Here is a 21617-nt window from a genome sequence, read left to right on the forward strand (position 1 = left end):
TAGTTTTCCCTAACGGCGCGTTTACCCCGTCGCAACGAACCGGCGTCTATGCTGCGGCACAGGCATAATGCAGGCGGGGCAATCCGGCGCAATGTTCGGTCACAAGGCCACAAACCGGGGCCGCCAGAAATCTCTTCTGGCGGGGTACTCGACCAATCTGGGCGAACTCATGTCTCGCCAGAGGTCGGAGGCTGCCCTGCGTTCGGCGAAGATCGAAGCGGACATGGCGAGCCGGACCAAGTCCGAGTTCCTTGCAAATATGAGCCACGAACTGCGGACGCCGCTGAACGCCATCATCGGCTTCTCGGAATTCATCCAGCACATCGCCGCAAGCGGCAAGCCGTCGGACAAGACGGAAGAATATGCGACGCATATAGCCGGCGCGGGCCGCCATCTCCTCAACATCATTTCCGACATTCTCGATATCGCGAAAATCGAGAGCGGCACCTTTTCGCTCGTGACGGAACCCTATGATCTGCGCGAACTGATCGATGCTTGTACCGTGCTGATCGAACCGCGCATTCGCGAGAAGAAGCAGGTCCTTGAAATAAAGGCCGACGCGACGCTGCCCGAGGTGCCCGTCGATGTGCGCCGTATCAAGCAGGTGCTGATCAATCTCCTGTCCAATGCGCACAAGTTCACGGGCGAGGGCGGGCGCATTGTGCTCGTCGCCACGAGCACGCCCGATGGCGGCGTCACCATTGCCGTCGCCGACACCGGGATCGGCATGACCAAAGAGCAGATCGCCTATGCGATGACGCCCTTCGGCCAGGTGCAGGCCAGCTACGCCCGCGGCCACGAGGGCACGGGCCTCGGCCTTCCCATTGCAGCGGCTCTCACGAAACTGCATGGCGGCGAATTTCAGATCTACAGCGAACCCGGCAAGGGCACGACCGTGTTCTTCACTCTTCCTTCCGCTCCGGTCAAAGGATCGTTTTCGCATTACCAGGAACTTCGTTCATGAGCACGCCCACAACGACCCCCAGCGTTCCGGCGCCGAGCCAGGCTGTCACCGAACCTGAAGCGCCGCCCTTCATCGAGCGCAGAGGAATGCCGGCAGCGCCGCCGAAGCGGATCGGGCATATCGTGTCGGTATCGGGTTCGCAGGCCATTGCCGTGCTTGAGCGCGAAGGCCCGGCGATCAGCAACGAGCCGCGAGTCGAGATCGGTCAGCTCGTGAAGGTGCCGACGCCGTCGGCAACGGTCGTGGGCCTCATCTCCGCCGTAAGCGCGCCCACGCCAGCCAGCGGCGGCGGCATGGAAGATGTTCGCCTTGTCGAAATCAATCTTGCCGGCGAAGTGGTTCCCGATCCGAAGGATGGGCGCTTGTCGTTTCGTCGCGGCGTGTCGCATCTGCCGACGCTTGGTGATGCCGTTCTACTTGCCGATCGTCACGATCTTACCCGCGTCTACACGCAGCCCAATGTGACGACGATCGAAGTCGGTACGCTGTTCCAGGATCCGGCGGTACCCGCCCGCTTCCTGGTGGACGATCTTCTCGCCAAACATTTCATCGTCGTGGGCACCACGGGATGCGGCAAATCCTGTGCGCTGACCGCCATCCTTCAGCGTGTACTCGATGCGCACAACCACGCGCATATCGTCGTGCTGGATGTGCACAACGAGTACCCGACCGCCTTCGGCGACCGCGCTGAACTTATCAATCCGAATAACCTTCACCTGCCGTTCTGGCTTCTCAATTTCCAGGAACTTTCAGCTGCCCTGACAAGCGGCGATGCCTATCATGAGGCCGAAGTCGAAATCCTGAGCGACGCCGTCGTCGCCGCGAAGCGCCGTTATTCCGACGCCTCCTCCAATCGTCATATTTCGCGACGGCCCGGCGAAGGCGGGGGCATGACGGTCGATGCGCCGACACCGTTCCGGCTGTCCGATGTGCTGGCCTTTCTCGACGAACAGCTCGGCAAGCTGGAACGCACGCAGAAGACGCTTCCTTATCGGCGGCTCAAGAGCCGCATCGAGACGCTTGCCAGCGATCAGCGCTACAGCTTCATGTTCGGCAGTCTGACCGTGCAGGATACGATGGCCGATATTCTTGGCCGCCTGTTCCGCGTGCCGAATGACGGCCGGCCGATTACCGTGATCGATCTTTCGACCGTGCCGCCGGAAATTCTCGATGTCGTGATCTCCGTGATCTCCCGTCTTGCCTTCGATCTGGCGGTGTGGAGCAAGGGAGGATTGCCGATGCTTCTCGTCTGCGAGGAGGCGCATCGCTACGCACCCGTGACTGCGGGAGAAGGCTTTGAACCGACGCTGCACGCGCTCTCGCGCATTGCCAAGGAGGGCCGGAAATACGGGCTCTCGCTTGCCCTCGTCACGCAGCGTCCGTCGGAGCTCGATACCACCATCCTATCCCAATGCAGCACTGTCATCGCCATGCGCCTGTCGACGGAACGCGACCAGCAGGTGATGCGCGCCAATACGCATGACGGCGCACTCGATCTTCTGGATTTCCTGCCGCTCCTGGGCGACAGGGAAGCGATCGTTCTCGGCCAGGGCGTCGGGATGCCGATGCGCATTCGTTTTGCCGATATCGCTGAACGCGGCATTCCGCGCAATCTCAATAGCGGCTTCTCGCAGTCCTGGAGCCGGCCCAATCTCGACCGCGCGGGTCTGGAAGCGATTGTGTCGCGCTGGCGGCATGCGGGGCGCGAACGCGGCTGATCCACCCCTCGCGCGACAGAATGTCCCGCCGGATGGCGGGGAAGGCGGGTGCAGCCGCTCGCTATCCGCGATAGTCTCGCGCCACAGCTTCCATCCGTTACGCGAGATGATCCGATGCCCGGAATTTTCCGCCTTTTTGCGCTCTCCTTCCTTTTGCTGATGCCTCTTTCCGCCGGTCTTCGGGCGGATGACGGCAGGGAGGGGCTTGTCCTCACCGATCCCTGGGCGAGGGCCAGCGTCACGACAACGGGGGCTGCCTATCTCGTCATCGAGAACAGGGGCGCGGCCGGCGACACGCTGCTGGAAGTGCGGTCCAGCGTGGCGGAAAAGGTGGAGATTCACACCATGACCATGGACGGCATGGTCATGAAGATGCGCCGGCTCGATGCGCTGCCCGTCGGAGCGGGCGAGACGGTGCGTCTTGCTCCGGGCGGTCTTCATCTCATGCTGATAGGGCTCGGCGAGCCGCTCGCCGAAGGCATGTCGGTACCGTTGACGCTCGTCTTCGAGAAGGCGGGAGACGTCGAAATTTCCGCGCCTGTTCGCGCCGCCGGACACGCTCCCCGATAACCCCGATATCTCTCCTGGAAATGGCCGCGCATGATTCGCGGCGTTGCATATTGCGCTGCATATAATCAGTGTGCAGTGCAATAAAATTAACGCTCACTCCCCGTTACAGATTACAGCCGTGTCATAAATGCCATACCGCCGGGTAATGTGAGCCGGGCGTGTGGCAACGGTGCGGGGCGGCCTTGACTCAACCCCTCAGTGAATGTGGACTAGGCGTCGAGGGATGCTGACTGGCCGGGGGGAACAGTCGACCGTTTTCCGATTCACCTCCCGATCAGGCTGCAAAGTTAGTGAAGCCATCGAGGATCGAGGAGGATCGCTCCATGAAAACAAGAACCGTCCAAAAATTGTTTTTGGGCAGTATGGCTGGCGCAGCAATGCTGTTCGCCACCGGCGCGGCGCAGGCCGTCGACTTCAATTTCGGCGAAGCCAATCTCAAGATCGACAATCTGGTTTCGGTCGGCGCTGGATTTCGCACCTCCAAGCAGGATTGTACGCTCGTTTCGAAGCCGAATGGAGGTTGCTCCGCCGGAAACGGTGCCGGAATGGGGATCAACGACGATGACGGCAACGTCAATACCGACCAGTGGGATCCTTACACCACCACCGTCAAGATCACGACCGACTTCGATCTTCAATGGCAAAATTTCGGCGCATTCGTCCGTACCAAGGCTTTCTACGATTACTGGGTGAACGAGGAACTCGGCACAAGGGACAACCGGTTTGGCAAGCGTCCCCTCGTCGATGCGGCGCGCGGCGACCAGGCGCGCGATTTCGGCGGAAGAAGCTTCGACATCCTCGATGCTTTCGTTTACGGGAACTTCGACGTTTCGGGCATGCCGTTGAATGTCCGCGTCGGCAAGCAGGTGGTGAACTGGGGGGAAAGCCTCTTCATTCAGGGCGGCATCAATTCCTTCCTGCCGATCGACGTGTCGGCCATTCGCACACCCGGTTCGGAACTGAAGGAAGCGCTGATGCCCACGCCTTCCGTGTTCGCATCCGTCGGTCTGCCGGGCAGCGTAACGGTCGAGGCTTTCTGGCAGTTCGGCTGGCAGAAGACGGAACTGGACGCCTGCGGCACTTTCTTCAGCGGCAGCGACGCCGCTTGCGAGGGCGGTCAATATGTGATGACTGGCGGGGAATATCCGGGCCCTGTGCTGATTCCCCGGCTTGCGTCCGAAGAGGGTGACGATACGGGCACCTTCGGCGTTGCGATCAAGCATTATGCCGAAAACCTCGGAATGGGCACCGATCTCGGCCTGTATTTCACGCAGCAGAGTCTGGTCGTACCGGTCGGCACGTTTACGCTGGGCGATTTCGGCGCCGCGACGGCAAGTATTCTCGGTGTTCCGTTTGCCGACATAGCGTCCTTTTGCGGCGCCCTTGCGGGGCTGCCGGGCAGCAATCCCGGGACGGCGACCTTTCTTGGCTGCGCAACACTTCCGGTTCCGGCACTTGGCGGGTTGACAGGCCTGACAGCCGGTGTGGGCGCCACCGCCGCGACAAAGAACTACCGCATGCAGTATCCCGATGAAGTCAGAACCATCGGCGCGAGCTTCAATACCTCGATTCCGCTTTTCGGCGGGTCGGCCTTTTCCGGCGAAGCGGCGTTTTCACCCGATATGCCGTTTGCGCTCAGCGATGTGGAAATCAACTCCGCCGAGCTGGATGCCATCGGCGCCTGCAGCTTTGCGGGATCTCCGCCCGGCTGTTTGAGCCAGGGAAGCCAGAATGCCGGCTTCGCTTATGCGCCGGGCGACACGATCCGGGGCTATGACGAGTTCGATGTCATAACGGGTCAGCTTGCACTGATCAGCACGCTCAACCCGTCGGCGGCTCTTCCGTCCCTGATCGGTTCGGATCTGATGATCCTGATCGCAAATGTCGGGTTTCAGTACCTTCCCGATCTTGCGGACAGCACGAACCGGCTGGCCGCGCCACGGTCGGCGGTCACGCACCCCGATCTGGCCGCCGCGTTGATCCTTGGCGACGCTGCTTGCGGGGCGGCGGCGGCCAGCCCCCTGGTTCCGGATTGCAAACTTGCCTACGCAACATCCAGTTCCTGGGGTTACCGTCTCGCGGCGACCTCGGACTACAACAACGCTTTCGGAACGGCGTGGACGCTCACGCCCTCCGTTCAGTGGGCACATGACGTGAATGGCGTGTCGGCCGGTCCGGTCGGCCCCGGTTTCGTCGAAGGAAAAAAGACCGTCAGTGTCGGCGTTACCGCCAATCTTCAGAGTACGTGGCGTGCCAATATCCAGTACACGAACAGTTTTGGAAACAAGTACAAAAACTTTGTCAGCGACAAGGACTTCGTTACCATGACGGTCTCCTACGCGTTCTGACCCTCAGAAACGTGTAGCGCGAAACGGAACCCGGCGGTGGCGACACCGCCGGGTTTTTCTTTGGAGGCATGCCGTTTTTCTCCTGTTCGTCTTTGCCGGGCTTGACCCGGCAATCCAGAAGGCGCGTAGCGGCACCTATCTTCGCAAGGACTCGCTTCTTCGGAACCGCCCGCCCAGGTTTTGTGAACAGTGACGCTGTCTTTGGCAGCCTCCGGGCCGCCGGCCTCCTTGATTACAAGGGAGGGTCCGGGGGAGAGGGGTGTGGGGAGGCGCGGCCCGCAAGCGCAATGCCCCGCCATACTGCGCTGCAGAGCGGCCGGACGACGCGGGAATCATCCGTAGGCGGAATGAGCGCGCTTCCGCCGCCGCGCCGTCCGCTGCGCGTTCATTAAAAAGATTTAATGCGCACAAAGGCCAAACTGCCCGAAAATCGGGGCGAATAGAGGCGCGAAGGACACAGAATCCGCAGCGTGCGATTTGCGCCCCTTGGGCAATTTGCTATCATCCCGTTCGAGTAAGGCGGGGAAACCGGCCTCGATGCACAGCGCCAATGCTACAAACGCGAAAAGCTGACATCGAAAGCCCTATAAGAAATCCAGTGGAGGGAACGTATATGAAAAGGACTACCGTATTGGTGTCCGCCCTTGCGATCAGCGTCTTCGCAACCGGCGCGCTCGCCAAGGTTCCGGATGCCCAGGTAAATCGTCTGGGCCAGGATCTGACTCCGATGGGGTCGGAAAAAGGCGGCGAGGGGGACATCCCCGCCTGGACCGGCGGTCTCGCGACCGTGCCGAGCGGCGTCAGCTACAAGCCCGGCGACAAGCTTGCCAATCCGTTTGCAAGCGACGCGATCAAGTACACGGTGACCGGCCAGAACATGGGCCAGTACGAAAACGTGCTGACGCCCGGCTATGCCGCGCTCCTCAAGGCCTATCCTTCGTACAAGATGAATGTCTATGAAACGCGCCGCACTTGCGCGTTCCCGGACAAGTACTACGAAGCCACGAAGAACAACGCGCGCGTCGGCGAACTCGTCGGCGGCGGTGCCGGTGTCAGCGAAGCCATTTTCGGCACGCCGTTCCCGATCCCGAACAACGCGCTCGAAATGGTCTGGAACCACACGCTGCGCTATCGTTCGTTCAAGGCGGTCCGTCAGTTCGCTGCGGCGCCGGTAACGCGCGGCGGCGACTACACGCTGCAGATCGTGCAGGACGAAGCCATCCTGCAGTGGTCGGATCCTTCCGCGAAGCGCGCCGAAGATCTGAACAACATCTCGATCTACTACATCGCCAACACCATTGCCCCGGCCCGTGCCGCGGGTAACGTGATCCTGGTGTACGAGGCCCTGAACGCTCAGGTGCAGCCGCGTCAGGCCTGGCAGTACAGCCCCGGCACGCGCCGCGTGCGCCGCGCGCCGAATATCGCCTACGACAATCCCGGCACGAACTCGGACGGTCTGTCCACCTCGGACGCCTTCGACGGCTACAATGGCGCGCCGGACCGCTACGACTGGACCGTGCTCGGCAAGAACGTGCGTCTCGTCTCGGCGAATGCGTATGATGGCGAATCGACGCCTTACAAGGACTACCTGCAGCCGCTTCACCTGAACCAGGACAAGGTGCGCTACGAAGCCCGCCGCGTCTGGGAATTCGAAGCGAAGCTCCGTCCCAACACCCGCCACGTCTATTCGCGTCGCGTCTATCACAACGAAGAAGACGCGTGGCAGATGTCGACGGTGGAACTCTATGACGGCCGTGGCCAGCTCTGGCGCGTTCAGGAAATGCACCAGATTCAGCGCTACAACGTGCCGCTCTGCGGTTCCGCGGGCGAAATCGTCTACGATCTGCAGGCCGGCCGCTATCTGGCGCTCGCGCTGCAGAACGAAGAGCCGCCGGTGAACTACTTCGCCGACGAGCTGGACAAGAACCGCTACACGCCGAACTCGATCCGTCAGCTCGGCGTCCGCTAAAATACTGCAAAACGGCGAGGGCCGGGCTTCGGGAAACCGGAGCCCGGCCTTCTGCTGTCCGCAGCCCCTTAACCTTGTCCCCGGCTGGCGGGGGCGGGGTCCTTCAGAGTTCAAGACGGGCCGCAAAAAATGCGGTATAAGAGCGAAAAACCGCTATAAGAAAAACATCAAAACAGGAGGCTCGCCGCCTTCCTGGGTGCCGGGACAGCAGGTCCGCAGGTGCCCATGTTGCCGCGGCGACCGGGAAACGTCCGAGTTCAGGAGCCCAGGTAATGTCATCGTCTTTTTCCCAGATCGTTTCGAGCGGGGCGGCGCGCTTGCGTGCGGCGTCCGTCGCGGGCGTTTGTGCCTTCGCGCTCGTCTTCGCCGCCGCCGGCCTGAAGTCGGCCGCCGCGCAGGAAGATACGGCCTCGTCAGAGGCTGAATATGCCGTGCAGTCGAATCTCGCGGCGGAATCCCTGCTGCTCGACGCGACCTATGCAGGCGATCGCCTCGTCGCGGTCGGCGAGTTCGGTCATGTCGTACTTTCCGACGATCGCGGCGCCACCTGGAGGCAGGCCGTGAAGGTCCCGTCGCAGGCGACGCTCACAGGCGTCACCTTCATCAACAAGGATATCGGCTTCGCGGTGGGTCATGATGCAACCGTCATCCGTACCAAGGATGGCGGCGAAAACTGGGACCTCGTCTACAACGACACCGAATCCGAAATGGCCTTCATGGCGGTCTATTTCGAAAACGAGAACCGCGGCTTCGCGCTCGGTGCCTTCTCCTTCATGGTCGAAACCAACGACGGTGGAGATACCTGGGAGGAGCGCACGCTCAGCGAAGGTCTGCTCGACGACTACCATCTGAACAAGCTCTTTTCGGACAAGGACGGCGATCTCTACATCTCCGCCGAGTTCGGTGTCGTCTATCACTCGACCGATCAGGGCCGTACCTTCAATCGCATCCAGACGCAGTATGAAGGTTCCTTCTGGGGCGGCTTTGGCATGAGCGACGGATCGGTGATGGTCTTCGGCATGCGCGGCAATGCCTTCCGTTCATACGACAAGGGACAGACCTGGCAGAAGGTCAACACCGGCACCGACAAGTCGATTGCCGGCGGCGTGCAGCTCGGCAGCGGCAAGATCGTCCTGGTCGGCCTGCAGGGCTATGTCGGCTACAGCGACGATGGCGGCAAGAGCTTCGTCGAAGTGACGCGCGCCGACCGCCTCGGCTATGCGGCCGTCGCGGACGGTCCCGACGGACAGATCGTCGTCTTCGGCGAGCCGGGCGCGAAGCTGATGCCCGACGATATGGAAAAGGCGCGCGAGGCTGTCAGCGCGAAAATAGTGGTCCAGCCCGACACCGACAGCTGATCGCCGGTCAGCGGTCCCACGGATATCGAAACCCCGGCCTCACAGGCCGGGGTTTTTCTTTTCCGCTGTTCGCGTTCTTCCAGGACGGCGCGCTTTTCATTACGCGCCGCACGGGCCACAATCGCGTCAAAAGGCGCCTGCAAAAAGCCTTGCACGAGGGAGGAATGGACTATGGGAGAGAGCGTCGATTTCGGCCGCTACACGCGGATCAAGGCGAGCCGCCAGGGCCGCGTGCTCACGCTTGCCCTCAGTAACCCGAAGCTGATGAATGCGGTCGACGGCGACATGCACCGCGAACTCTCGAGCATCTTTCTCGACGCCGCCGACGACAAGGGGTCCGATATCGTCGTTCTTACCGGCGAGGGCGCGGCTTTTTCGGCCGGTGGCGATCTCAACTGGATGAAGCGAAGCTTCGAGGCGGGCGAGAAGGGGCCGGACGCCGCGGAGGCAAAGCGCATCGTCTTTTCGCTGCTCGACCTCGAAAAGCCGATCATTGCGAAAGTGCGCGGCCCGGCCGTCGGTCTCGGCGCCACCATCGCGCTGATGTGCGATGTCATCTTTGCCGGCGAAAGTGCCCGTTTCGCCGATCCGCATGTCCGTGCCGGCATCGTCGCGGGCGATGGCGGCGCCATTATCTGGCCGCAGCTCGTCGGCTATGCGCGCGCCAAGGAATATCTGATGACAGGCGACGCGGTGCCCGCGAAGGAAGCCGAGCGCATCGGTCTCATCAATCATGTCGTGCCCGACGACGAGCTCGATGCGCGCGTCGATGCCTTCGCGGCGAAGCTCGCGGGCGGCGCCATTCAGGCGATCAAATACAGCAAGGTCTCCGTCAATGTCGGCCTGAAGCAGCTCGCACATACGATCCTCGATACCTCGATCGGCTATGAGATGCTCACCTTCACGACCGAGGACCACAAGGAAGCGGTCAATGCCTTCCTTGAAAAACGCACGCCGGCTTTCACGGGGCGATGACGGAAATGGATGCGATCATGGAGGACGCGCCGCTCAATTTCGACGAACCCGAGCATGTCCGCATGCTGCGCGACGCTACGCGGCGATTTGTCGAAGCGGAAATGCCGCGCGCGAAGGCGCGGGAGTGGGATCGGGGCAATATCTATCCGGCCGATGTGATGAAGAAGCTCGGCGAGATGGGCATGATGGGCCTGACCGTTGAGGAGCGTTATGGCGGCGCCGGCGTCGATATCTACGCGACCATGGCGGTGATCGAGGAGATCGCGAAGCGCTCCGTCGCTGTCGCGTGCCCCTACATCATGGCGGTCTGCTATGCGGGCATGAACCTCGGCGAAAGCGCATCGGAAGAGCAGAAGCAAGAACTGCTGCCCAAGGTCGCCTCCGGCAATCTTCTCTTCGCCTACGGGCTCTCCGAACCCAATGTCGGCGGCGATCTCGCCACCGTGGAGACGACCGCGCGGCGCGAGGGCGATGAACTCGTCATCAACGGCACAAAGCGCTGGTGCACAGGCGCCCATATCGCGGATTACATTTTCTGCCTGCTGCGCACGGGCCCGAAGGAAGAGAAATACAAGAACCTCAGCATCGTTCTCGTCCCGCCGTCGCTTCCGGGGATCGCCATCACGCCGCTCGGCCATCTCGGCATTCGCGGCGTCGAGACGAAGGATGTGAGCTTCGACGATGTGCGCGTGCCCGTGAGCAATATTCTCGGCGGCGAGGCGATGTGGAACAAAGGCTGGAACCAGCTTGCCGGCCGCGCGCTTGAAGTCGAGAAGCTCGAACTTTCCGCCTGCGCGCTCGGTCTCTCGGAAGCCGCGCTCGCGGATGCATGGCGCTATGCCGAAGAGCGCGAGCAGTTCGGCCGCGCCATCGCCGGCCATCAGGCGATCCGTCACACGCTTGCCGATGCGCGGACCCGCGTCCGCGCCATGCGCCTCATGCTCTACAGCGCCGCGTGGCTGGCAGACAAGGGCCGTCCCTGTTCGGTCGAGACCTCGATGGCCAAGCTCTTCTGCTGCGAAGGCGCGGCAGAGGTCACGCAGATGTGCATGCGCGTCACCGGCGCCTATGGCCTCTCGGACCAGATGGACATGGAGCGTTATGTGCGCGATGCGGTGAGCCTCCCCATCGTCGGCGGCTCGTCCAACATGCAGAAAAACAATATTGCGAACAGGCTGAAGCTCGGCCAATAGCGGGAGGACCAGACATGAACGTCGCCGAAACGAAACAAGCGCCGCGCAAGGACCTGCTCGCCGCGGCGGAACATTTCGCCGATGAAATCGCCGCCCGTGCCGCAGAAATCGAAGCCAACCGCTTCCTGCCGCAGGATATTGCGAAGCGTTTCGCGGAAGCGGGGCTCTACCGCCTCTGCGTGCCGGAAGCCTATGGCGGCTACGAGGTACATCCGGGCGAGCTCGTGAAGGTCGTCGAACGTCTCGCGCGCGCGGACGGTTCGGCCGCATGGTGCGTCTTCATCGGCGCGACATCGGGTCTGGTCGCCGCCTTTATCGAGCCGGGCGAAGCCCAGCGCGTCTTTGGCGATCCGCTGACGATCACGGCGGGCGTCTTCGCGCCGCGCGGCAAGGCCGTGCACGCGGTCGAGAACGGCGTCGCGGGTTACCGTGTCAGCGGCCGCTGGCAATGGGGCTCGGGCTCGCGCAACGCCTCCTATATCTCCGGCGGCGCCCTCATCATCGGCGGTGACGGCAAGCCGGAGATGGCGGCGGAGGGCATCCCGCAGAACCGCATGATGATGTTCGACGCCGCCGACGTGACGCTGCACGACACCTGGGATGTCTCGGGTCTCTGCGGCACGGGCAGCACCGACTTCGAGGTGAAGGACCTCTTCGTTCCCGCTGCCCGCGCGGTCAGCCTCATCAGCGACAAGCCGCTTCCGCGCCCACTTTACTGCTTCCCCACATTCGGCCTGCTCGGCATCGGCATCGCCGCCGTCGCGCTGGGTCTCGCGCGCGGTTCCATCGACACGCTGGTCGATCTCGCGGGTGGCAAGACGCCGCAAGGGTCGTCGAAGCCGCTGGCGCTCCGCGCCAAGGCACATCTCGATGTCTCGCAGGCGGAAGCCCTCACGCGCTCGGCGCGTTCCTTCCTCATGGAGACGATCGATGCCGCGTGGAACGCCGCCGTGAAGGATGGCGAGATCACCGTCGCCCACCGCCGCGACATCCGGCTTGCGACGACGCATGCCGTTCAGTCCGCGGCCCGCGCGGTCGATCTCATGTACACGCTTGCCGGCGGCAGCTCGGTCTATCGCGGCTCGCCGCTCCAGCGGCAGTTCCGCGATGTGCATGTCGCCACGCAGCACATGATGGTGTCGGACGCGACCTACGAACTCACCGGCCGCCTGCTGCTCGGCGTGCCGACCAATACGGCGATGCTCTGACGCCGCAAGATTTTCACACCGCAAAACGAGAGACCGGAATGACAAAGGAAAGAAAAGGCCGCGTTGCCGGCAAGATGGCGTTCGTCACGGGCGGCGCGCAGGGGCTCGGCAAGGCCTCCGGCATCATGCTTGCCCGCGAAGGCGCGAAGGTGACGCTCGCCGACATCAACGAGAAGGGCGCCCAGGCCGTCGCCGATGAAATCAATGCCGACTATCCGGGCATGGCCTTCGCCGTCGGTCTCGACGTCACCCGCGAGGATCACTGGAAGGATGCGCTTGCCGCAGCGAACAAGGCGATGGGCGGCATCAACGTCCTCTTCAACAATGCCGGCATCGGCGGCGGCACGACGGTAGAGGATACCGATTTCGAGACCTACAAGAAGGTGATGGCGGTCGATGTCGATTCCGTCTTTCTCGGCTGCAAATACGCGATCCCCTACATGGTGCCGCATGCGCCCGGCTCAATCATCAATACCTCGTCGATCGCCGGCCTGATCGCCGGCCACAACATGGCTGCCTACAACGCCGCCAAGGCCGGCGTCTGGCTGTTGTCGAAATCGGTCGCGCTTCATTGCGCCAAGCGCGGCTACCGCATCCGCTCGAACTCGATCCATCCGACCTTCATCGACACGCCGATCCTCGACGGCATGGCGCGCGGCATGTCGAAGGAAGAACTGGTGAAGAAGCTCGCCAAGCAGGTGCCGCTCGGCATCGTCGGCGAGCCGGACGACGTCGCCTATTGCGTCCTTTATCTCGCCTCGGACGAATCCAAGTTCATTACCGGCTCCGAAATCAAGATCGACGGCGGTATTAGCGCCATGTAAGGGGTTTCGTGGCAGGTTGACCGGTGCCCGGAGCGGCCCCTTGCGAAGGGGCCGTCCCGGCCCCAAATTGGTCAGCAACCATGACCCGCCATGTGCTCATCGTGCTCCATCAGGAGCGATCGAACCCCGGAAGAGTGGCGCAGGAGCTTCGCCGCCGGGGCTGCGAACTCGACATCCGCCGTCCCTCGCTCGGTGACCCTCTGCCTGCCACCATGGCCGGTCACGATGCCGCCGTGATCTTCGGCGGGCCGATGAGCGCCAATGACGACCTCCCCTTCATCAAGGCCGAAACCGACTGGATCGGCGTGCCGCTGAAGGAAGGGAAGCCCTATCTCGGTATCTGCCTCGGGGCGCAGCTCATGGCCCGCCATCTCGGGGCGCGCGTCTATGGCCGCGAGGATGCCCGGGTCGAGGTCGGTTATTACCCGATCCGCCCCACGGCGGAAGGCGGGCACCTCTTTGACGACCCCCAATATGTCTATCAGTGGCACCGGGAGGGCTTCGATTTGCCGTCGGGCGCGGTCCAGCTTGCGGAAGGCGACGATTTCCCAGTCCAGGCGATGCGCTACGGGGACAAGGCCTATGGCATCCAGTTTCACCCGGAACTCACCTCGCTGATGATGAACGCCTGGCTTACCTATGCGAAGGAGCGGCTGTCGCAGCCCGGCGCCCAGCCGGAGCATCTCCACCGCATGGCCCGCTACCAGCACGACGGTACGCTCCGCCAGTGGCTCTCGCGCTTCATCGACCACTGGCTGGCGTAAGGCGAAAGCCTCAGCTATCTACCGGCTCGAGCGGCGGCAGCGCCAGCGTCATGGCCAGGAATTCATCGACGAGTTTCTGCACAGGCGAGTATATCCGGCAGGTCACGCGGAACGGCCCGCCCTTGGGCGAGGGCAGCCAGTTTGTGTTCCTGGCTCCGCCGGGTGCGTCGGCCTGGATCCAGATATCCGCCGAACCGTCTTCGTTCGCCACCAGCGTGTCGCGGCTCGAAACGCAATAGCGGTCGATGGAATTGCCGACGAACTGGAAACTGCGCCCGTCATACATGGTGATCGACCAGAAGCCGATCTCGCTGGTCTGCGGCACGCGGTCCGCCGGCACGTGGATGCGGTAGTGCTTCGATCCGTCCAGCGGATCGCCATTGGAGTCGTAATAAGTGTAGAGGTAGATCGCTTCCTCGGGATCGTTGCCCATCAGGCCGACCAGCGCCGCAGCCGCGCGCGCCGCGTAGTCGGATGTGAAATCGCGCGAGTAGCGTGCCGTGTCCCAGCCATTGGGGAATTTCCGGCCGCGATTCTTGAACAGGTATTCGATCATCGCCGGGCCGTCCTTCTCCGCGCGCAGCACACCGGCGCGCGTGGCGGGATCGAGCGTGTCCGGGTCGAAGGGCTCGCCCGGCGCGATGCCGATGCGCCAAAGAGTGGTCGCTATCACCTTGTGGTTCGGCGGGGGCGGGTTTTCCGCCAGGAGGTCGGCGGCCTCCTTGAACCACGCGAAATCGCCCTCGTATTTGTTGCGATGGCGCGGTGCGGGTGGCGTGGCGGGCTTCCCGCTCGGGCCGTCCTGCCATTCCGAGAGCGGCGTAAGCGACATTTGCGCCTGATAGCTCCGCACGATCTCCAGATCGGCTTCGTCCTTTGCGGCGATGCGGACGGCGATGCCGCCGAGATTGGTATCGAGCCGCCGCTCCTTCACGCCTTCGGGAAGTTCGCCCACCCAGTCCGGGCCGACAAAGCCGATATAGGTGCGTTCGCAGCCATTGGTGCGGGGCGAATAGTCATAGGGCTGGTTCTCGACATAGGCGTTGACGACCTGAACGACGGCATAGCGATCCTTGATCGCCGGCATGTCGAGGATGATCGGCTCCTTCGTGAGATCGAGCGAGACGCCCGTATAGACCGTGTCGACATTGGGGCTGAAGGGCATGTCGCCCTTTGCGGAGGAGAGCGCCGTCATGTGGCCGAGCTGATTGATGGGCGCTGCGGGCTCAAAGGGAACGGGTCCGGTCAGCTTTTCGCGGCGCAGGCGCTCACGCTCGGTGATGAAGAGCGGGAAGGCGAAGAGATAGGCCTGAAGCGCGATGGAGTAGGCCAGCGCCTCGAGACCTCGCGCGTCGATGTCGTTGGTTCCGGAGGCGGACGGAACGCTGGTGTTAGGTCCTGCTGACGACATTTTTTCCTCCCACAGCATCTCTCTTTTCTACTTGCATAGCGCGATCTCCGCCTCAAGACTGCCCAATATTGGGCAATTGGAGGTTGTCTTGATTTTTCATTCCAGCCGGGAGAGCGACTTTCTGGCGGATATGGACGGGGCGGTCCGGCAAATTCTTGTCGACGCCGCGAGCCGGAAATCCTTGACGGCCGGACAGTCGATCCAGCGGGATGGCGATGCGGAGCGGTCGCTCATGATCGTCCAGTCTGGCCGGGTGCGTCTCTCCAAGACCAGCGCAGAAGGCAAGCGCACCACGCTGGCGCATCTTGGAGAGGGAGATGTGCTGGGTCTCTTCGCGCTCATTGTCGATCGGCCAAAGGCCTATGACGCCGAGGCCGAAATCGCGACGAAACTGCTGCTGGTCGACAAGGCCGCTTTCAACCGCCTGCTGGACCGGGAGCCGCTTTTCCGCAACCACGTCTTTCAGTTTCTGGCGCGGCGTCTGGAATCCGCTTTTCAGGCTCTCAGCGACGAGCGGAGTCTCCCGCTCGTCTTCAAGACAGCCAAGGCCCTGCTCTATTACGCGGATGCGGAGGGTTGGGTGCGGCTTACCCAGCAGGCCCTTGCCGAGCAGCTCGGGGCGTCCCGCAACGGCCTTGGCCTCGCCCTCAAGTCGTTGTCGGAGGAAGGGTTGATCGAGCGGCACTACGGCTCGATCCGTATCGCCGCCCCGGACCGCCTGAACAAACGGCTCTCGGATGCCGGATGGACCCCGGAAGGCGTTTCGGCTGACGATTTCGGGAAGGGGGTGCTCCGGAAATGGTGGAGCCGAGCGGGATCGAACCGCTGACCTCCTCATTGCGAACGAGGCGCTCTCCCAACTGAGCTACGGCCCCGGAGCCCTGCGCGCGAAACGCGCCGGAGGCCGCTTATTAGGCGGCGGCGGCCAAGGTGTCAAGAGAAGCGTCGGGGCCGGAGGGCGCGCCCGGAAACCGGTCCTTGAACCCCGCCCCCGGCCCGTTTACATCTGAGGGCCCGGGTCCGGGCCGAAGCCGCCCAGTCCTCAAAACTGGCCCGAAAACCAGAAAACGGCGAGCCCCCATGATTGCCCTCCTGAACCTCATCGTCTCCCTGATCTCGATCTATATCTGGATCATCATCATCGGCGTGGTGCTGAGCTGGCTGATCGCCTTCAACGTCATCAACACCCATAACCGCTTCGTCTATCTGGTGGTCGATACGATCAACCGGCTGACGGAACCGGTGCTCCGGCCGATCCGCAACGTGCTGCCCAATCTGGGCGGCATCGACATTTCGCCGGTGATCCTGCTGCTGCTGCTCTTCTTCCTCCAGAACCTTCTCACCTACGACGTGCCCATGTGGCTCGGTCTCAGCCGCTACTGAGCCCTTCCTTGCCGCTGAAGCCCGTTCCCGGCGGCGTCTCGCTCCGCCTGCGCGTCACGCCGCGCGGCGGCACGGACCGGATCGACGGGCTGGCCGCGGATGCCTCGGGCGAACCTTATCTGCGCGTCCGCGTCTCGGCGGTGGCCGAAAAGGGCAAGGCGAACGACGCGGTGCTGAAACTTCTCGCCAAGGCGCTCCGTCTTCCCCGTTCCGCGCTCGCCGTCGCATCGGGCGAGACGGGCCGCACCAAGCTCGTCACGGTCTCGGGCGATCCCGCCCGGCTGATGGCCGATCTCGGCGCCTGGCTCGCCCATCTCGGAAAGGAACCACGATGAACCGGGTCGCGGCCTTGTCTTTGCGTGTGCGTCCTTATTATAGTGCCGCTGCCTTGCGTGACTGGCGAGAAGGGGTGGAGACAACCACCGTGGAGCGCGAGGCAATCGCGCCGCTCGCCTGGGCACCCTTTCCAGACACCGAGGTGCCCGCATGACTGCAACCATCATCGACGGCAAGATCATCGCGGCGGAGCTGCGCGCGCGCGTTGCCGTCGAAGTCGCCCGCCTGAAGAAGGAACACGGCCTCACGCCCGGCCTTGCCGTCGTTCTCGTCGGCAACGATCCCGCGAGCGAGGTCTATGTCCGCAACAAGGGCATCGCGACCGTGGAAGCGGGCATGAATTCCTTCGAATACAAGTTGCCCGCCGAAACGGGCGAGGCGGATGTCCTCGCCAAGGTGCGCGAACTCAATGCCGATCCCGCCGTTCACGGTTTCCTCGTGCAGTTTCCTGTCCCCGATCACATCAGCCAGCAGGCTGTGATCGACGCGATCGATCCGGTGAAGGACGCCGACGGTCTTCATCCGCTCAATGCCGGCCGTCTCGCCAGCGGCCTTCCCGCCATGGTGCCGGCGACGCCGGAAGGCTGCGTCATCATGGCGAAGCGCGCGGGCGGCGATCTTTCCGGTAAACACGCCGTCATCATCGGCCGCTCCAATCTCGTCGGCAAACCCGTCGCGCAGTTGCTGCTCAAGGAAAACTGCACCGTCACCATCGCGCATAGCCGCTCGCGCGATCTGCCGTCGATTGCGCGGCAGGCGGATATTCTCGTCGCCGCCGTCGGCCGTCCGGGCATGGTGCGGGGCGACTGGGTGAAGCCCGGCGCCATCGTCATCGATGTCGGCATCAACCGCGTGCCCGCGCCGGAAAAAGGCGAGGGCAAGACACGTCTCGTCGGCGACGTCGCCTTCGACGAAGCCTCGCAAGTTGCAGGTGCGATCACGCCGGTGCCGGGCGGCGTCGGCCTGATGACGGTTGCCTGCCTCCTCCGCAACACGGTCATCGCCGCCTGCCGTCAGAACGGCATCGCCTTGCCGCAGGATTTCTGAGGTCTCATGGAAACGCGCAAGCTTGGAAATCTCTGGCCGGTAAGCGCGCTGACATTGGGCGGCGGCGGGCTCGGCCGCGTCTGGGGCGAGACGACGCGGGAAGAAGCCATCGCCACGCTCCGCCTCGCCGTCGAACGCGGCATCACCCTCATCGATCTCGCACCGCTTTACGGACGCGGCGAAGCGGAGGAAGTCGCGGGCGAGGCCTTTGGCGGTGCCTGGCCCGAAGGCGTCCGCGTCACCACCAAATGCATGGTCGGCCGCCGCCACCTTCCCGACATCGCGGGCCGGCTCGAAACCTCTCTCGTCCGAAGTCTCGCAACGCTGAAGCGCGAGCAGGCCGACATCTTTTTCCTGCACTCCAATATCTGCCCGGACGATTACGAATACGAGCACGCGCCCGACTTCGCGATGCATGGCGCCGTTTCCTGGTCCACCTTCACGGGTATCGTCGTGCCTGCTTTCGAGAGGCTGAAGGAAAAGGGCCTGATCGGTGCCTGGGGCATCACCGGCACGGGCCTGCCGCGCAGCATCATGGATGCGCTTCGCGGCGAGCCGAAGCCCGACGTCGTGCAAGCGGTGACGAACCTTCTCGATTCGCCCGGCGGCATGCGCCGCTACGAGGAGCCGGCCGAGCCGCGCAACATCATCCGCACCGCCAAAAACAATGAGGTCGGCGTGATGGGCATCCGTGCCGTGCAGGCGGGTGCGCTGACGGCCGCGATCGACCGCGAGCTTCCCCTGGGCGACCCCGAACTGAAAGACTATGAAAAGGCCGCGCCCTTCCGCGCGCTTTGCCGCGAGCTCGGCGAGGATCCCGCCATCGTCGCGCATCGCTATGCGCTCGCCATGCCCGGCGTCGATACGCTGGTGCTCGGCGTCAAGAACCGCGCGGAGCTTACCGCCATTCTCGACGCGGAAGCGTGCGGGCCGCTGGAAGAGGAGACGCGCAAGCGCATCGATGCGCTCCGTCTCAACTTCCAGTTTCCGCGCATGCCGATCGACGGCGAGGACATGCTCTAGATGTCCTTCGCCGTCCGTTCCTCACCTGTTGTCGAGCTGTGCCCGCACGGCGTGAAGCCCTTCGCGCGTGATGCGATAGGGGCTGCCGTCGCGAGATACGATCAGGCGGCGTTTGCGCAGGCGGCGAAAGGTTGCCAGCGTGCAATCGGCGAGCAGCCAGCCCTCACGGGTTACGCAAGTAACCGTCTGGATTTTTCCCTTGTCGTCCTTTTCGACGCGAATGAGACCGCCGCGCGCGAGCGCATGAAGCGTCCGCTGCTCGAACTTCGAGATATTCATGGATAGAGTCCTGGAGAAAAGCCGAGGCGAGGCGAAAGCCGTGGCACACGCAGGCAAACGCGCTGCGCAGGCGTGGTTTCGCCTTTTCAGACGGCCCGGCCGAAAGGGTCATTCCCTCTCAGCGGCCGCGCTTTTCTCCGGACACAGACATCAACGCTCCCGTTGGCGTGAAGCTATATCCATAAGCAAGGTGCACCGCTTGCGTCAATCCGGATTTGCCGCCGGTCTGTTCTTTTTGCTGGCGGTATGCTTTGCGCCACACGGCGCCCTCGCCGGTGTCGACGATGTCGAAGCGGGCATGGTGGACTGGCCCCACGACGAAATGACCCGAGCGCTCGACTACTTCATCGGCAAGCGCATGAAGGAACTCGACGTGCCGGGGCTGGCGCTCGTCATCGTCTCCGACGGCAAGATCGTCTTCGAGAAGGGCTATGGCATCGCCGATACCGACGGCGATCAGCCCGTGACGGAAAACACGCTGTTCGAGGTCGGTTCGCTCGGTATGCCGATCGAGGCCTATGGCGCGATGCTGCTCGCCGGCGAACGAAAGCTTTTTCTGGATGCGCCTCTTTCCCGCGCGCTCGAGACGCCATGGCTGCCGGGCAAGAAGGATAGCGCCGCGATCACGTTGCGCCATGTTCTCACGCATAGTTCGGGCCTCACCGACTGGGTGCGGCTCGGGCTGCGCGGTACCCGGTTCGAGCCCGGCGAGCGGTTCGGCTATTCCGGCATGGGCTATGTCTATCTCGCTCATGTCATGGCGGCGGTGGAGGAAACGCCGTTCGACCGGCTGATGCGCACGCGCGTGTTCCGGCCGCTCGGCATGTCGTCCTCCGGCTATGTCGTGCCGGATGCGCTGGTCGATTCCGTTGCGCGCGGGCATCACGCGCTCTGGGTGCCGATCGCGGTCTTTGCCCTGCCGCTCTTCGGCAGCTTCGCCATCTTTGCCCTCGTGACGCTGCTGATCGTGAGGTTCGGCTTCCAGCGTCTCAGGCTCGAACCGGCGGACCTGCTGCCCGCTCTCATTCTGGCGCCGCTCGTCACCTGCGCCTCGCTTTATCTCTTTCGCGGCGGCTGGACGCTTCTCTTCTGCGCGGGGTATTTCCTGGCATGGCTCGCGGCTGTCGCCGGCACCGCCGCCATGCTCCAGTATTTCCGCTTCATTTTCGAGCAGGGCCGTTACGACAGCGTCGTTTCGCGCGGCGCGTCGCGGCGGCTGCCGGTCAGCCCTGTCATTCTGGGCGGCGTCTTTGCCGCCAGCCTCTTCTTCATGCCCTGGCAGGTGCCTGCGCCGGCGCGTGACGGAGACGATTTCAATCCCGCCCTGTCGCTCCGCTCCAGCGCCCACGATCTCGGCCTCTTCATCTCCGGCTTCATCGATGGCGCGGTCATCGGTCCGGAATGGCGCGCCCGCATGGTTCAGGAGCGCATCGAGATTGGCGGACGCCCGAATGACGTCTTCGGCTGGGGGCTCGGTTTCGGCACGCGTGAGCGGCCGGATAGTCTCACCATCTGGCAGGAGAGCGGCTATATCGGCACCGCGGGCCTCATGGTGATCGACCCCGCGCGCCGCGCCGGTGTCGTCGTTCTCGCCAATGCCGACAGCGGCGCCCGGCTGACACAGGAAATCGCGGGCCATGTGCTCGGGCCCGAGGAACCGTGGCAGCTTCCCTGAGGCTGGCGGCCCGGCCTTAAGCCTTCTTCCCCGCCTCGATCGCCTTCATGATGAGCTCGCGGGCGACGCTTGCGTCCTTCCAGCCGTCGACCTTCACCCACTTGCCTTCCTCGAGATCCTTGTAGTGCTCGAAGAAATGCGTGATGCGTTTGATCAGGATGTCCGGCATGTCGGTGTAGTTCTGGACATTCTTGTAATAGGGATTGAGCTTCTCGACGGGCACGGCGAGGATCTTTTCGTCCTGCCCCGCCTCGTCATGCATCATCAGCACGCCGATGGGGCGCGAGCGGATGACGGCGCCGGGCACCACCGGAATGCGGCTCACGACCAGCACGTCCACCGGGTCGCCATCGTCCGACAGCGTGTGCGGCACGAAGCCGTAATTGCACGGATACTGCATCGCCGTATGCATGAAGCGGTCGACGAAGAGCGTGCCGGATTCCTTGTCCATCTCGTATTTCACCGGATGGCCGCCATGCGGCACCTCGACGATCACGTTGATGTCGTCGGGCGGGTTCTTGCCGATCGGAATGGCGTCGATACGCATTTACTTTTTGGTCCTGTTGTTGCGG

20 protein-coding genes, 1 tRNA gene and 1 riboswitch are annotated in these 21617 nt (G+C 63.2%); of the genes, 17 read left to right on the forward strand and 4 right to left on the reverse strand.

Annotation, left to right across the window (positions count from 1 at the left end; all coding sequences use genetic code 11):
* The first annotated feature begins 91 nt into the window (after positions 1–91).
* The 11 genes from Q8S60_RS13740 to Q8S60_RS13790 all read left to right on the forward strand — a co-directional run bounded on the left by Q8S60_RS13740 (position 92) and on the right by Q8S60_RS13790 (position 13891).
* Positions 92–964 (forward strand): sensor histidine kinase KdpD, encoded by an 873-nt coding sequence (locus Q8S60_RS13740; protein ID WP_305275133.1) that lies wholly within the window; start codon positions 92–94, stop codon positions 962–964.
* Positions 961–2682, forward strand: a complete 1722-nt coding sequence (locus tag Q8S60_RS13745; protein WP_305275132.1) for an ATP-binding protein — start codon at positions 961–963, stop codon at positions 2680–2682. Before Q8S60_RS13740 ends, Q8S60_RS13745 begins: the two co-directional genes overlap by 4 nt.
* A 114-nt stretch (positions 2683–2796) precedes the next feature.
* Positions 2797–3252, forward strand: coding sequence for a copper chaperone PCu(A)C (locus Q8S60_RS13750; RefSeq protein ID WP_305275129.1), 456 nt, complete (start codon positions 2797–2799; stop codon positions 3250–3252).
* Between the two features lie 362 nt (positions 3253–3614).
* Positions 3615–5600, forward strand: a complete 1986-nt coding sequence (locus Q8S60_RS13755) for a DUF1302 domain-containing protein (protein WP_305275127.1) — start codon at positions 3615–3617, stop codon at positions 5598–5600.
* Positions 5601–6213: 613 nt separating this feature from the next.
* Positions 6214–7569: a DUF1329 domain-containing protein gene (locus Q8S60_RS13760; RefSeq protein ID WP_305668623.1), complete on the forward strand. Its 1356-nt coding sequence runs from the start codon at positions 6214–6216 to the stop codon at positions 7567–7569.
* A gap of 272 nt (positions 7570–7841) precedes the next feature.
* Positions 7842–8927, forward strand: a complete 1086-nt coding sequence (locus tag Q8S60_RS13765) for a YCF48-related protein (protein ID WP_305325446.1) — start codon at positions 7842–7844, stop codon at positions 8925–8927.
* Between the two features lie 171 nt (positions 8928–9098).
* Entirely contained in the window at positions 9099–9902 is an 804-nt protein-coding gene (locus Q8S60_RS13770) for an enoyl-CoA hydratase/isomerase family protein (RefSeq protein WP_305325445.1), read from the forward strand.
* A gap of 5 nt (positions 9903–9907) precedes the next feature.
* Positions 9908–11095 carry an acyl-CoA dehydrogenase family protein gene (locus Q8S60_RS13775; protein ID WP_305325444.1) on the forward strand — a complete coding sequence of 396 codons (1188 nt, stop codon included), beginning with the start codon at positions 9908–9910 and terminating at the stop codon, positions 11093–11095.
* Between the two features lie 14 nt (positions 11096–11109).
* On the forward strand, positions 11110–12303 hold the full coding sequence (locus Q8S60_RS13780; RefSeq protein ID WP_305325443.1) for an acyl-CoA dehydrogenase family protein: 1194 nt from the start codon (positions 11110–11112) through the stop codon (positions 12301–12303).
* A 38-nt stretch (positions 12304–12341) separates the two neighbouring features.
* Positions 12342–13127 carry an SDR family oxidoreductase gene (locus tag Q8S60_RS13785; RefSeq protein ID WP_305325442.1) on the forward strand — a complete coding sequence of 262 codons (786 nt, stop codon included), beginning with the start codon at positions 12342–12344 and terminating at the stop codon, positions 13125–13127.
* Positions 13128–13150: 23 nt separating this feature from the next.
* The gene (locus Q8S60_RS13790; RefSeq protein ID WP_305325441.1) at positions 13151–13891 is read left to right on the forward strand and encodes a glutamine amidotransferase; all 741 of its coding nucleotides are present in this window, start codon (positions 13151–13153) and stop codon (positions 13889–13891) included.
* 10 nt (positions 13892–13901) lie between these two features.
* Here the strand turns inward: Q8S60_RS13790 and Q8S60_RS13795 are convergent, their stop codons facing one another.
* A complete protein-coding gene (locus Q8S60_RS13795) occupies positions 13902–15302 on the reverse strand; it encodes a DUF1254 domain-containing protein (protein ID WP_305325440.1) in 1401 nt (466 codons plus the stop codon).
* An 88-nt stretch (positions 15303–15390) separates the two neighbouring features.
* Here Q8S60_RS13795 and Q8S60_RS13800 point away from each other — a divergent pair, with 88 nt between their 5' ends.
* The gene (locus Q8S60_RS13800) at positions 15391–16131 is read left to right on the forward strand and encodes a Crp/Fnr family transcriptional regulator (RefSeq protein ID WP_305325439.1); all 741 of its coding nucleotides are present in this window, start codon (positions 15391–15393) and stop codon (positions 16129–16131) included.
* On the opposite strand, the gene Q8S60_RS13805 is transcribed toward Q8S60_RS13800, so the two are convergent.
* Positions 16102–16177 (reverse strand) — tRNA-Ala (locus Q8S60_RS13805). The genes Q8S60_RS13800 and Q8S60_RS13805 overlap by 30 nt on opposite strands.
* A gap of 205 nt (positions 16178–16382) precedes the next feature.
* On the opposite strand from Q8S60_RS13805, the gene Q8S60_RS13810 reads away from it, so the two are divergent.
* The 4 genes from Q8S60_RS13810 (at position 16383) to Q8S60_RS13825 (ending at position 19091) form a co-directional block, all read left to right on the forward strand.
* Positions 16383–16685 (forward strand): YggT family protein, encoded by a 303-nt coding sequence (locus tag Q8S60_RS13810; RefSeq protein ID WP_305325438.1) that lies wholly within the window; start codon positions 16383–16385, stop codon positions 16683–16685.
* An 8-nt stretch (positions 16686–16693) separates the two neighbouring features.
* Positions 16694–17020, forward strand: a complete 327-nt coding sequence (locus tag Q8S60_RS13815) for a DUF167 family protein (protein WP_305325437.1) — start codon at positions 16694–16696, stop codon at positions 17018–17020.
* A gap of 47 nt (positions 17021–17067) precedes the next feature.
* Positions 17068–17151: riboswitch (ZMP/ZTP riboswitch) on the forward strand.
* A gap of 20 nt (positions 17152–17171) precedes the next feature.
* Positions 17172–18068 carry a bifunctional methylenetetrahydrofolate dehydrogenase/methenyltetrahydrofolate cyclohydrolase FolD gene (gene folD, locus Q8S60_RS13820; protein ID WP_305325436.1) on the forward strand — a complete coding sequence of 299 codons (897 nt, stop codon included), beginning with the start codon at positions 17172–17174 and terminating at the stop codon, positions 18066–18068.
* Positions 18069–18074: 6 nt separating this feature from the next.
* Positions 18075–19091, forward strand: a complete 1017-nt coding sequence (locus Q8S60_RS13825; RefSeq protein ID WP_305325435.1) for an aldo/keto reductase — start codon at positions 18075–18077, stop codon at positions 19089–19091.
* 21 nt (positions 19092–19112) lie between these two features.
* On the opposite strand, the gene Q8S60_RS13830 is transcribed toward Q8S60_RS13825, so the two are convergent.
* Positions 19113–19370 carry a YjhX family toxin gene (locus Q8S60_RS13830; protein WP_305325434.1) on the reverse strand — a complete coding sequence of 86 codons (258 nt, stop codon included), beginning with the start codon at positions 19368–19370 and terminating at the stop codon, positions 19113–19115.
* 199 nt (positions 19371–19569) lie between these two features.
* On the opposite strand from Q8S60_RS13830, the gene Q8S60_RS13835 reads away from it, so the two are divergent.
* Entirely contained in the window at positions 19570–21045 is a 1476-nt protein-coding gene (locus Q8S60_RS13835; RefSeq protein WP_305325433.1) for a serine hydrolase, read from the forward strand.
* Positions 21046–21061: 16 nt separating this feature from the next.
* On the opposite strand, the gene ppa is transcribed toward Q8S60_RS13835, so the two are convergent.
* Positions 21062–21592: an inorganic diphosphatase gene (ppa, locus tag Q8S60_RS13840; protein ID WP_305325432.1), complete on the reverse strand. Its 531-nt coding sequence runs from the start codon at positions 21590–21592 to the stop codon at positions 21062–21064.
* Between the last annotated feature and the right edge of the window lie 25 nt (positions 21593–21617).

It is taken from the genome of Parvibaculum sp. (assembly GCF_030694575.1).
Lineage (GTDB): Bacteria > Pseudomonadota > Alphaproteobacteria > Parvibaculales > Parvibaculaceae > Parvibaculum.